At 63.6% G+C, this 12,657-nt stretch carries 11 protein-coding genes; 10 read left to right on the top strand and 1 reads right to left on the bottom strand.

The window, feature by feature from the left end:
- Nucleotides 1-5 precede the first annotated feature (5 nt).
- The 3 genes from P0D84_RS45390 to iolB are packed head-to-tail and all read left to right on the top strand — an operon-like array spanning nt 6 to nt 2,772.
- Nucleotides 6-407 carry a mannonate dehydratase gene (locus P0D84_RS45390; RefSeq protein WP_408350067.1) on the top strand — a complete coding sequence of 134 codons (402 nt, stop codon included), beginning with the start codon at nt 6-8 and terminating at the stop codon, nt 405-407.
- Entirely contained in the window at nt 394-1,929 is a 1,536-nt protein-coding gene (locus tag P0D84_RS45385) for a mannitol dehydrogenase family protein (RefSeq protein WP_408350064.1), read from the top strand. The genes P0D84_RS45390 and P0D84_RS45385 overlap by 14 nt, the downstream gene beginning before the upstream one ends.
- A 12-nt stretch (nt 1,930-1,941) precedes the next feature.
- Nucleotides 1,942-2,772, top strand: coding sequence for a 5-deoxy-glucuronate isomerase (gene iolB / locus P0D84_RS45380; RefSeq protein WP_408350061.1), 831 nt, complete (start codon nt 1,942-1,944; stop codon nt 2,770-2,772).
- Nucleotides 2,773-2,788: 16 nt separating this feature from the next.
- On the opposite strand, the gene P0D84_RS45375 is transcribed toward iolB, so the two are convergent.
- A complete protein-coding gene (locus tag P0D84_RS45375) occupies nt 2,789-3,784 on the bottom strand; it encodes a LysR substrate-binding domain-containing protein (RefSeq protein WP_408350058.1) in 996 nt (331 codons plus the stop codon).
- 188 nt (nt 3,785-3,972) lie between these two features.
- Here P0D84_RS45375 and P0D84_RS45370 point away from each other — a divergent pair, with 188 nt between their 5' ends.
- From P0D84_RS45370 to P0D84_RS45340, 7 genes are all read left to right on the top strand, one after another.
- On the top strand, nt 3,973-5,139 hold the full coding sequence (locus tag P0D84_RS45370) for a M24 family metallopeptidase (RefSeq protein ID WP_408350055.1): 1,167 nt from the start codon (nt 3,973-3,975) through the stop codon (nt 5,137-5,139).
- Between the two features lie 87 nt (nt 5,140-5,226).
- Nucleotides 5,227-6,612 carry an MFS transporter gene (locus P0D84_RS45365; protein ID WP_408350052.1) on the top strand — a complete coding sequence of 462 codons (1,386 nt, stop codon included), beginning with the start codon at nt 5,227-5,229 and terminating at the stop codon, nt 6,610-6,612.
- 322 nt (nt 6,613-6,934) lie between these two features.
- Nucleotides 6,935-7,636: a FadR/GntR family transcriptional regulator gene (locus P0D84_RS45360; RefSeq protein ID WP_408350049.1), complete on the top strand. Its 702-nt coding sequence runs from the start codon at nt 6,935-6,937 to the stop codon at nt 7,634-7,636.
- A gap of 152 nt (nt 7,637-7,788) precedes the next feature.
- Complete coding sequence (lhgD, locus tag P0D84_RS45355; RefSeq protein ID WP_408350046.1) at nt 7,789-8,985, top strand: L-2-hydroxyglutarate dehydrogenase; 1,197 nt, start codon at nt 7,789-7,791, stop codon at nt 8,983-8,985.
- 153 nt (nt 8,986-9,138) lie between these two features.
- On the top strand, nt 9,139-10,350 hold the full coding sequence (locus P0D84_RS45350) for a porin (protein ID WP_408350043.1): 1,212 nt from the start codon (nt 9,139-9,141) through the stop codon (nt 10,348-10,350).
- A gap of 42 nt (nt 10,351-10,392) precedes the next feature.
- Nucleotides 10,393-11,151: a ribonuclease activity regulator RraA gene (locus tag P0D84_RS45345; RefSeq protein ID WP_408350040.1), complete on the top strand. Its 759-nt coding sequence runs from the start codon at nt 10,393-10,395 to the stop codon at nt 11,149-11,151.
- A gap of 143 nt (nt 11,152-11,294) precedes the next feature.
- Nucleotides 11,295-12,632, top strand: coding sequence for an MFS transporter (locus P0D84_RS45340; RefSeq protein WP_408350037.1), 1,338 nt, complete (start codon nt 11,295-11,297; stop codon nt 12,630-12,632).
- Nucleotides 12,633-12,657: the final 25 nt, after the last annotated feature.

Below are 12,657 nucleotides of genomic sequence, written 5' to 3'. Positions count from 1 at the left end.
CGAACATGAAAATGACCTTTCGCTGGTATGGCGACACGGACCCCGTGCCGCTCGCTTATATCCGCCTGATCCCCGGCATGGTCGGGGTCGCTCGGCGGTCTATGACGTGCCTGTGGGGCGGGGTGTGGCCGATCGACAGGATCCTGTCGCTGAAGGAGAAGATAAAGGCTCACGGCCTGACACCGGAAGTGATAGAGAGCGTGCCGGTGCACGAGGACATCAAGCTCGGCAAAGCGACGCGCGACGCGCTCATCGCCAACTACGGCCAGACGCTGCGTCACCTCGGCGCCTGCGGCGTCAAGGTGGTCTGCCACAACTTCATGCCGGTGGCCAAAGAAGCCGCGGTCTACCTGAACGGCATCTGGGAAGGCCTCGCCAAACATCCGGCCTATCATGCGGCTGGGTAACGCCGTCTTGTCTTCGCTCGCGGCGCGCGCTGCTGGCGAAGTCGTCGTTCCCGGCTACGATCGCGCGAGCCTTGCACCGGGCATTGTCCATCTGGGCCTCGGGGCGTTTCATCGCGCGCACCAGGCTGTGTACACCGAGCACACGTTGCGCGCTGGCGATCACCGGTGGGGCATCGTCGGCGTGTCGTTGCGGCGTGCGGACACGTCGGAGGCGCTCACTCCGCAAGATCATCTGTATGCCGTGGATGTGCGCGACGGCACCGCGGATTCGTTCCAGGTGGTCGGTGCGGTGATCACTTCGCTGGTCGCGCCGCGGTCGCCCGCCGCCGTGCTCGATGCGATGGCCGATCCGCGCTGCCATATCGTCAGCTTGACGATTACCGAGAAAGGTTATTGCCGCAATCCGGCCAGCGGCGCCTTGCAGTTCGATCATCCCGACATTGCCCATGATCTACGCGAGGCCGCCGCGCCGCGAAGCGCGATCGGCTTCGTCGTGCGCGCGCTGGCGCTGCGCCGCGCGGCCGGTCTGGGCCCGTTTACCGTGCTGTCGTGCGACAACCTGCCGTCCAACGGCGACACGATGCGCGCGTTGACGCTGGCGTTTGCGCGCAAAGCGGACCCTCTGCTGGCCGAGTGGATCGAGCTAGACGGCGCATTTCCCAACACGATGGTGGATCGGATCGTGCCGCTCACCACCGACGGCGATCGCATGCGCGTCGCGAAGCAGCTCGGTGCCGACGATGCGTGGCCGGTGATGACCGAGCCGTTTTCGCAATGGGTGATCGAGGACCGCTTCGCGGGACCGCGGCCGGCATGGGAGCGCGCAGGCGCGACGCTCGTGGGTGACGCGCGTCCCTATGAGCAGGCCAAATTGCGGATGTTGAACGGCGCGCATTCGGCGCTCGCGTACCTCGGATCGCTAATTGGCTATGACACCGTCGATCAGGCGATCGACGCGCCGGCGATGCTGAATTTTGTCGAAAGCATGTTGCGTGACGAGGTGGAGCCGACGCTGTCGCGACCCGCTTTGGCCACCTATCGCGCTGAACTGTTCGCGCGTTTTCGCAACACCGCGCTCGATCACCGCTTGCAACAGATCGCGACCGACGGCTCGCAGAAACTGCCGCAGCGTTGGCTGGAAAGCGTGCGCGCCAACCTGAAAAGCGGCGCGCCGACCGAATGTCTCGCCTTTGCGCTGGCCGGCTGGATCGCGTACCTCAGTGGTCAGGACGAGACAGGCCGCATCTACTCCATCGCGGATCCGCTCGCCGACACACTGACCGAGACGGTCCGCTCGACCTTGCACGCCGATGCCGTTGATGCGGTACAAGCACTGTTCGAAATCGAGTCGATTTTCGGATGCGATCTGCGTGCACAGCCGCGCTTCGTCGCGCAAGTCGCACGCCATCTGGCGGCGATTCGCGCACACGGTGCCGTCAAAGCCATGAACGCTTGTACCGCTTCAGGCCATGCACGTAGCCGCAGCGAGCGCCGCGTTCTGGCGAGTAGCAACCCTAAATAACCGGAGGAACACATGAGCGAGCTGCTCGTCAAACCGACAAGGCATGCCGAAGACGGCCGGATCATCCATATCACGCCGGCGAGCGCCGGCTGGAAATACGTCGGCTTCGATGTTTTCGACCTGAAGGCCGGCGCCACGCTCACGCAGGAGACGGGCGATCGCGAAGTCGTGATCGTGCTCGTCAAGGGGCACGCAGTGGTCGGTTGCGAAGGACTCGCGAGCCGCGCGATCGGCGCACGGATGTCGCCGTTCGATGGTGCGCCGTGGTCCATGTACGTACCGCCGCATACGCGCTACACGATCGTGGCCACCGGCGACGTCGAACTCGGCATCTGCTCCGCGCCCGCGAAGGGCGGTCTGCCGCCGCGCTTCATCGCACCTGAGGAGGTCAAGCAGGAAACCCGCGGCGCCGGTGCCAATCTGCGTCACGTGCGCCACATCCTGCCGGAAACCGAGCTGGCGGAGAGCTTGCTGGTGGTGGAATCGGTGACGCCCGCGGGCAACTGGTCGAGCTACCCGCCGCATCGGCACGATACCGACGATGGCGAGCAGCAGACCTATCTCGAGGAAACCTATTACCACCGCGTCTCGCCGCCGCAGGGCTTCGCGATCCAGCGCGTCTACACCGACGACCGCAGTCTCGACGAAACGCTCGCGGCGTACGACAAGCATGTCGTGCTGGTGCCGCGCGGCTATCACCCGGTTGCCGCCGCGCACGGCTACGACCTCTACTACCTGAATGTGATGGCTGGTCCGCGCCGCACCTGGCACGTACACAACGAGCCGGCTCATGAATGGCTACTACAACCCGGCGCAAGCGTCGCGACGGACGGCGCGCGCTGAGTCCCGTTGCTGTGGGTCAATCGCTGTCGGCGTCGGGGCCTTGAGTGTCGAATCCGGCGGCTTCGCGCAGCGCTTGCAGCATCGCCCGCGCGCCCGGCGAAAGCCGTTCGCCGCGCCGTGTGACGATGCCCGCCGGTCCGAGCTTCAGATCGAGCTCGAACGGTAGCGGTTCGAGCGCACCGGCAATGCAATACGGCCGCACCGGCTCGCGCGCAAGTGGCGCGATCATATCGCTCATCTGCAGCAGACTCGTGATGACAGGCAGCGACGAGCTCTCGACCACATCCGTCGGCAACGCGAGCTGCCGTTCGAGAAAAAGTTGCGTGATCTGATTGCGCATCACGTTGCCTTTCGGCGGCAAGATCCACGTTTGCGGCGCCAGTTCGTTCCAGCGCAGCGTCTTGCGCTTGACGAGCGGATGGCCAACGCGTGCGAACAGCGCGTGCTGTGCTTCTGCGAGCGGGGCGTAGTGCAGTTCCGCCAGATCGTCAGGATTGCGGATTCGCGCGACGATCATATCCAGCTTGCCTTCCTGCAGGCGCTGCACCAGCACCTCGCTGAACTCCATCTCGATGTTGACGCGAATCTGCGGAAAGCGCTTCTTGAGCAGCGCCACCGCTTGCGGCACGACGTTGGTGGCCGCCGTGACCTCGGTGCCGATCATCGCCTGCCCGGTCAGGCCGGCTTTGAGCGCGGACACTTCGTCGTACGCGTGTTGCAACTCCGCTAGCACGCTGCGTGCATGGCGGATCAGCACCTCGCCGTACCAGGTGGGCTCGACACCGCGCGGATGCCGTTCGAACAATTGCACACCCATCGTGTCTTCCAGTTCCCGCAGCAACTTGGTCGCCCCCGGCTGCGTCATGTGCGCGGCGTCCGCCGCGCGCAACACCGACCGATGGATGTCGAGCTGAACGATCAGGGCCAATTGGCGTGTCTTCAGACGCGTGGGGTCGAAGCGGCCCGCCGCGATGGCGCCCGCGCCGTTGTCCGGACGAATGGCCGAGGTCACGATGTTGTCTCCACGTATTCCTTATCGATATAGATGTCGCGATATTTTTCATTATAAAAGCATATCGATAGATTCTACTATGCGGAAGATGTCCTGCATTCCACGGCGGGACGGATTCCCATCACGGGCATCGAGACCGGCTGCACCTAGCCTCCGCGTAGGCAGCCGCACAGGAGACGAAGAAAGCAATGAACACCCGTACCGCAGACATCCCGCCGGAAGGCATCACCACCGACGAGTTCCTCGGCCGCGTCGCCAAGGTCCGCAGCGCACTCGACAAGGCGGGCCTGGTCGGCCTGCTCGCCTTCGGGGATTGCTGGCGTGGCGCGAACATCGGCTACTTTACGGAGTTTCGTCCGCTCGACGGCGTATCGGACATCGCCAACGCGATCCTGCTGCTGCCCGTGGACGGCGACCCCGTGCTGTTCGTGTCGGATCAATGCCTCGATTACGCGACGAGCGTCACCGCTTTCGAGGTGCGCAGCCTGCGTGAAGTCACGCAACAGGTGCAGGTATTTTCGGCGCGGCACCGCAGCGGCACGGTCGGCCTCGCCGGCGCCGCCTATATCCCCGCGGACCTGTTGCAGCGCCTGAACGCCGGTCTTGGCGAACTGAAGCTCGAACCGACGATGGTGCTGGCCGAAATCAAGGCGATCAAAAGCGACGCCGAAGTGGCGCTGATGCGCAAAGCCGCCGCCTTGACCGACTCGGCGATGGCCGCGATTCGCGACGCGCTCGCCGACCGCCGTCCCTATACCGAGCGTGAACTCGCTCTAATCGCTGACCGCGCGATGCTCGCGGGAGGAGCAGACCGGACCGCGTTCGATTCGATGGTGCAATCCGGTCCGCGCTCGGCGTATAACCTGGCGCGCCCCACCGACCGCATCCTGCAACCGGGCGACCTGATCATGACCGACATCGGTGCGCGTTATCGTGGGTACGTAGCCGATGGCGGACGCGGTTTCACCTACGGTCCGGCGAATCCCGAGAAGATGGCGATCGTCGCGGCAGCGGCGCGCGCGGTCGAAGCGGGGCTTGCCGCAGCGCGTCCCGGCATGGCGGCCATGGAACTGAACGCGGTGATCCAGCAGGCGCTGGTGAAATCGAACTACGAGCAATACTCAAGCGAAGCGCGCGGCCATGGCACCGGTCACGGCACCGGCATGGACCCGGAAGAAGAAGCGCCCTGGATCGGGCCGGGCAACAAGACCGTGCTGCAGGAAAACATGGTCTTTACCCTGAAGGCGACGATCACGGTGCCGAACGTCGGCGGTTTGCGCACGGAACGTATCGTGCGGTTGACCTCGGGCGGCGTCGAAACGCTCGACCAATTCCCGATGGAACTGCACTGGTGAGCGCAGTGAATTTATTGTAACGTGCCGGCGGACCCGCGCCGCCGACGCAGCAGTTCAAAACATAGATTCCAAGAGAAGGGAGGAGACATGAATACATCGCCCGTTTCATCCGGCAACGCGCCGGTTATCAGCCGTTCGGCCGTCAACCGTGTGCTGGTCGCTTCGGTGGTCGGGACCGCCATCGAGTGGTACGACTTTTTTCTCTATGCCACCGCTTCGGCGCTGGTCTTCGCCAAGCTGTTCTTCCCCTCGTTCGATCCGGTGGTCGGCACCATCGCGGCGTTCGGCAGTTTTGCGGTCGGCTATCTTGCACGGCCTTTTGGGGCCGTGTTTTTCGGGCACTTTGGCGACCGCATCGGACGTAAGGCGACGCTCGTCGCGACACTGACCATCATGGGCGTCGGCACCTTCGTGATCGGCCTGCTGCCGACCTACGCCTCGATCGGCGTCTGGGCGCCGATCCTGCTGGTGGCGATGCGCTTCCTGCAAGGGCTCGGCGTCGGCGGAGAATGGGGCGGCGCGGTGCTGATGGTGGTCGAAACGGCGCCGGCCAGGAAGCGTGGTTACTTCGGCGCGTTCCCGCAATTGGGCGTGCCGCTCGGGCTGATGCTCTCGACCGCGGTGTTCAAAGCCGTGTCGAGTCTGCCGTCGGACGCGTTCTATTCATGGGGATGGCGCCTGCCGTTCCTGCTGAGCGTCGCGCTGATCGCGATCGGCCTGTTCATCCGCCTGCGCGTCATGGAGTCGCCGGTATTCGAACAGATCAAGGCGAGCAAGCAGGTCGTGAAGGCGCCGCTGATCGAATTGCTGCGCCGGCATCCGAAAGACCTCGTGCTGACGATCGGCACGCGCTTCGCGGTCGACATCACCTTCAACGTGATCAACGTGTTCGTGCTGGTCTACGGAACGACGCGGCTCGGCTTGTCGCGTGGACTACTGCTAAACGCCATCATTGTGGGCTGCGCGTTTGCGCTGATCACGCTGCCGCTGTTCGGCAAACTGTCGGACGTGATCGGACGCCGGACCGTCTTCATGCTCGGCGCGGTGTTCGTGGCGATCTATGGATTCGCGTTCTTTCCGTTGCTTGAGACACGCAATCCGACCTTGATTTTCGTGGCGTACGTCTGCGGTATCGCGTTGAGCCAGGCGTCGGTGTACGGCGTGCAATCGACGTGGTTTGCGGAACTGTTCGGTACGCGGGTGCGCTATACGGGTGCGTCGCTGCCGTATCAGATCGCCGGCATCATCACGTCAGGGCCGACGCCATTGATCGCCACCTACCTGTTCGCCACGTATGGCCAGACGCTGCCCATTTCGATCTATATCGCGGCGACCGGGTTGCTGAGCCTGGTGTGCGCGTTTTTCCTCGCCGAGACTTTCAGGCGGGATCTGTCCGCGGAGCCGGAAGATGAAGCGGCCGCAGCGCTGGGCGCGCGTGCGTCCGCTCACTCGCCGCATCCTTTGCCGCGCTGAGCGCAAATCGATCCGGCTGCAATACCGTGTATGACCTGGCCGTGTGCGGCGCCGGAGCGGCAGCCGGCGCGCAGCGATCGTCGAGTCGCTAACGCGGATTGAATGGACGCGTCGTCGACCCGGTTAATCGAGGATCGGATAGAGGAGCGGCGGTTAGGGACGGCGACACGGCCTGTCCAGTGGTGTGCACAGTCTGCGCCTGCGGCGCAGCGCTGAAGAGCATGTTATCCGTGGTCGATGAGCGTGCGAATTCGGCCACGGCTTGACACTGCTCGCGTAACTCGGTATTGTCTGACAACCTGATTAAAACGAGATGCTGTTGATGCTTGAGCTTGAACGTCCCGATTCGCTTGTGCAGCGTGTGGTAGGCGCACTTCGCGCGGAAATTGATGCTGGTCATTTTCCTGCCGAGTCGCGCCTGCCAACGGAGCAGCAACTGTCGGAACGGCTCAACGTGAGCCGCTCAGTCGTGCGCGAGGCAATCGCGCAGCTGAAGTCGGACGGCGTACTGGTCGCCCGGCGCGGCGCAGGATCGTTCATTTCGCAGACGCCGTCGGGCACGGTTTTCCGGCTGCCGAGTGGTGGCAAGCAGAAGCTGGATCTTGCCCAACTGTTCGAAATGCGTCTTTGGATCGAAACGCAGGCGGCGATGACCGCGGCGCGCCGACGTACCCCGGAAGATCTGAAGCGTATGAGCGATGCGATTCGCGAGATGGAAAAGAAACGCCTTGATTTCGACGCGGCTTCCGCGGCCGATGTCGCGTTTCACCGGGCCATCGCCGCGGCCACCAAGAACGAGTATTTCGTCGCGTTCCACGATTTCCTGCGCGGCCAACTGGTGGCGGTGCGTCGCGCGCAGTGGGCCAACACCGCGAGCCACGCGGGCGACTACGCGCGCCAGGAGCACGGCGAGCTGTACGAGGCTATCGAGCGCGGCGACCATCGGGGCGCCGCCGAATCGGCTGAGCGGCATCTGCGCGCCGCAGCCAAACGCCAGAAAATCGAGTTACCTCCTAGCGATTGACGATAGCGGGCAAGAGCGCGGCCCTTGGCGGTCCTGCGCTCAAGCCCGCGAAGCGGTTCTCTTTTTTTGGCTAGTTAGTCTGACAACCTGATAAGCGGACGAGAAAGCGTTTAGCAAGCTGAATCCGCAAAGTAGAAGCGAAGAAGAAAAACATGACTTATGACTTTTGCATCATCGGTGGCGGCATCGTCGGTCTCGCGACGGCGATGGAATTGCTGCAGCGAGAGCCCACGGCTTCGCTGCTGCTGCTCGAGAAGGAGACCACGCTAGCGAAGCATCAGACCGGGCACAACAGCGGCGTGATTCACGCGGGCATCTACTACCAGCCGGGCAGTCTGAAAGCGGAGTTGTGCAAGCGCGGCGCCGAGGCAACCAAGCAGTTCTGCAGGGAGCATGCCATTCCGTTCGACGTGTGCGGCAAGCTGCTGGTCGCGTCCAATCCGCTCGAACTGTCGCGCATGGAAGCGCTCTACGCGCGCTCGCAACAGAACGGTTTGCGCGTCGAGCGGCTCGACGCCGCCGAGTTGCAGCGCCGCGAGCCGAATATTGTTGGTCTGGGTGGCCTGTTCCTCGATGCGACCGGGATCGTCGATTACCGTCAGGTATGCGAAGCGATGGCGCGCGTCATCAAGAAAGCAGGCGGAGAAATTCGCCTCGGCACGCAGGTCACGTCGATTGCCGAGTTGGGCAATTACGTCACCGTCGGCGCCTCGGAGGAACAGCAATGGCAGGCGAAGAAGCTGGTGGTCTGCGGCGGTCTGCAATCGGACCGGCTAGCCAGGCTCGCGGGCGTGAAAATCGATCACCAGATCGTGCCGTTTCGCGGTGAGTACTACCGCTTGCCGGCCTCGAAGAATGACGTGGTGCGTCATTTGATCTATCCGATTCCCGACCCGGATCTGCCGTTTCTCGGCGTGCATCTGACGCGGATGATCGACGGTAGCGTGACAGTCGGACCGAATGCGGTGCTCGGGTTCGGCCGCGAAAACTACCCGAAGCTTTCCGTGAATCTGCGCGACGTCGCCGAATATGCCGCTTTCCCCGGTTTCTGGAAAACCATCTGGCGCAACCTGGGCTCCGGCATGGGCGAGATGAAGAACTCGCTGTTCAAGCGCGGTTATCTCGAGCAGTGCCGCAAATACTGTCCGTCGCTGACGCTCGACGATCTGCTGCCTTATGAAGCCGGCATTCGCGCGCAAGCCGTGATGCGCGACGGCACGCTGGTGCACGACTTCCTGTTCGCCGACACGCCGCGCATGGTGCACGTGTGCAACGCGCCGTCGCCGGCCGCGACCTCCGCGATGCCGATCGGCTCGATGATCGCCGATCGAATTCTGAAGGCCGCGTAACCGACTGGCACACCCATCGGCACCCTCATCGAACAACACCGTTTCCGCCGACGAGGCCGGTCATCGCCTCGTTGGGTTTTCTGTTGCGTCCGCCGTGCATCGGCAAAGCGCAACTCCTCTCTGCATTGAAAAAAAGTGACTGGAGACCTCGCAGTGCATAAGTCCCTCGCAACCTCCTCGAAACCTCTCGCCGCACACGTGGCATTCGCATTCGCCGCGCTTGCCGCTGCGGGAGCGCCGGCAGCAGTTCACGCGCAAAGCAGCGTGACGCTGTACGGCATTATTGACGAGGGCATCAACTACACGAGCAACGTACAAACGAGTCCGGGCCAGGGCCACAGCCTCTACAGCCTCTCGAGCGGCATTCTGAGCGGCAGCCGTTGGGGCCTGCGCGGCAATGAGGATCTGGGCGGCGGCATGAAGGCGATCTTCCTGCTCGAAAGCGGTTTCGACGTGAACAACGGCAAGATGGGCCAAGGTTCGCTGCTGTTCGGCCGCCAGGCGTATGTGGGGGTTTCGAGCCCGTACGGCACGGTCACGCTCGGCCGTCAGTATGATCCGGTGGTCGACTACATCCATCCGCTGATGCCGAGCGCGATGTTCTCGGGCAGCGTCGGCGCGCATCCGGGCGACCTCGACAACCTCAACAACACCAATCGCGTGAACAACGCGGTCAAGTACCGCACGGCCAGCTATGGAGGCTTGACAGCGGAAGGCATGTATAGCTTCGGCGGCGTGCCGGGCAGCATGGGCGGCAACCAGATCTACTCGCTCGGCGCCGGTTACGCTCGCGGGCCGCTCACGGTCGGCGTCGGCTACCTGAATGCGCGCAATCCGAATGCGTCTTTCTTCGGCACGGCAGTCAGCGCGACGGCGGCCACCAACAACTTCGGCAGCTCGCCGGTGATCAACGGCTATGCCTCGGCGCAAAGCGAAGAGATCATCAGCGCCGGCGCCACATACGTGATCGGCGCCGCGACCTTGGGCGGGATTTACTCGAACACGAAATTCAAGAATCTGAGCGGCGTGGTGTCGCCGCTCAATCCGGCCGGCGTGGGCGGCACCGCGAGCTTCAACAGCGCTGAAGTCAACTTGCAGTATCAGTTGACGCCGGCGCTCTCGTTCGGCGCGGCCTACAACTACACCGACGGCAGCGGCGCGAATCACGCGAAATATCAACAGGGCTCGCTGAGTGCCGACTACATGGTCTCCAAGCGGACCGATTTCTATCTGATCGGTGTTTTGCAGCACGCGTCGGGCACCGATTCGACCGGGCATGCAGCGCGCGCCTCGCTCAATGGCCTGACGCCTGCGTCGGGTAACCAGCAGGCGACGGTCCGTTTCGCGATTCGCCATAAGTTCTGACGCCCGGCCGGCCACCACTTCACCGAAACCAGGAGCAAATCTGTGACCTCAGCGACCGCAGTGACTATCCCGAGCCCGCTCACTGACGAGAACCGCGCCCGCTTGCGCAACGTCAGCACGGCGACCCTGACCACTGCGCTTTTCAAGCGCGGCCTTCACAACGTTTGCGTGCAAGGCGTGCTGCCGGTCAACCCGGCGGCCGCGCGTATGGTGGGAGAGGCGTACACGCTGCGCTACATTCCGGCCCGCGAAGATCTCGATCACATCGGCGTGTTCTCGGACCGCGGCCATCCGCAACGTCGCGGCGTCGAGGAGATTCCGCCTGGTCACGTGATGGTGGTCGATTCGCGCAAGGACGCGCGCGCGGCCTCCGCAGGCGGCATTCTGATCACGCGGATGATGATGCGCGGCGTGGCCGGCGTCGTCACCGACGGCGGCTTTCGCGATACGCCGGATCTGCAGAAGCTCGACTTTCCATGCTATCAGGCGCGGCCGTCGGCGCCGACCAACCTGATTCATCACCATGCTGTCGATCTGAACGTGCCGATCGCGTGTGGCGACGTGGCGGTGTATCCGGGCGACATCATCGTCGGCGATGCGGAAGCAGTTGTGGTGATTCCGGCGCATCTGGCCAACGAGATCGCTGAAGAGGCCGCAGCAATGACGGTATTCGAAGACTGGGTCGACGCACAGGTGCGCGCCGGCCGCTCGACCTTCGGCCTATACCCGCCGGACGAGGCGACGCGCGCCGACTTCGAAGCATGGAAAAAGAGCCCGTCTGCAAACGGGGCTGGCCTATAAGCAGGGAAACGGCTACCTGTGCTGCGCAATGATGCAATCGCGCGAGCGCAGGTGGCCGCTCTAACAAACGATTCCGTGCGGCGAGGCCGTACGAAACCACCCGCATCAGCATTTACGACGGACCGCGCAAAAGGCGGTCCGGCATGGAGACGACAGTGACCGATCGAAGCAGTGAAGACCAACTTTTTACGCGCATAGCGTGGCGGCTCGTGCCGCTGCTGATTACGATTTTCCTGGTCGCGTATATTGACCGCGCCAATATCGGCTTCGCCAAGCTGCAGATGCTGAGCAGCCTGAAGATGAGCGAGGCGTCGTACGGCTTTGCATCGTCGCTGTTCTTCATCGGCTATCTGGTGTGCGAGGTGCCGAGCAATCTGCTCATGCATCGCTTTGGCGCGCGCCGCTGGATCTCGCGGATCATGTTCACGTGGGGCGTCGCGACTCTGCTGCTCGCGTGGACGCCTTCAGCATTGGCCTTCCAGATCCTGCGCTTCTTGCTCGGCGCTGCGGAAGCCGGCCTTTATCCGGGGATCATCCTCTATCTCGGCATGTGGTTTCCTGAACGGCAGCGCACCGGCATCATCGGCTTGCTGACGCTCGGCAGCAGCATGGGCAACATGCTCGGCTCGCTGATCGGCGGCTTCTCGCTGGAACTGCATGGCGTAGCGGGCCTCGCCGGCTGGCAGTGGGTGTTTCTGACTACCGGCGCGCCTGCCGTGCTGCTGACCTTCGTCACGCTGTACTGCCTGCCAGATGGCCCGCAGTCCGCCAACTTTCTGACGGCCCGCGAGAAAGACGTCGTCGAAAGCCGGCTGCGCGCGGATCCGCCCGCCGCCCGCCTTGCCGGCGGCAGTGGCTGGTCATTGGCCGCGCTCGTTACGGTGGGGCTCTTTAGCGTCGGGTACGGAACCATCTCCATCGCGATCTACGGCATCGCCTACTGGCTGCCGACCCTGGTCAAAGGCTTCGGCGTGACGAGCAGCGTCAACGGCATGCTCAACATGATTCCGTGGTTCATCACATCGCTGATGCTGCTGTGGTTGCCGCGCCGTCTGAAAACGCCGCGCCGCGTGCTGATTGCCGCGTTCTGCGCGGCGCTGCTGGGGATTCTGTGTTTCGTCGCCAGCGTGGGGCCGTTCAGCAATGCGGTGCGTTTCGCGGCGCTCTCGCTCGGCGCACCGTGTCTGTATCTGATGATCCCGTGTTTCTGGGCATTGCCGCCGCGCTTGCTGCCGGCCTCGTTCATGAAGGGCGCGGGCGGCGCTGCGGCGCTCGCGGTGATCGCAGCGGGCTCGAGCGTCGGCGGTTTCCTTGCACAAAACATCATGCCGTGGGTCGGCAAGGTAACGGGCAGCACGTCCGCGCCGATGCTCGTGCCCGCCGTGAGCTTACTGTTGCTCGGCACCGGCGCAGTGGTGGTCTGGTTTCGGCTTGGTCTCGCCGGCCGCGGCGGACCGGAGGCCATGTCCACCGCGCAATGACGTTTAACGCTTGGCTCAACGCAAC

This window comes from Paraburkholderia sp. RL17-337-BIB-A, from assembly GCF_046025895.1.
GTDB classification, from domain to species: domain Bacteria; phylum Pseudomonadota; class Gammaproteobacteria; order Burkholderiales; family Burkholderiaceae; genus Paraburkholderia; species Paraburkholderia fungorum_C.
This window is presented reverse-complemented; position numbering and strand designations above follow the sequence as displayed.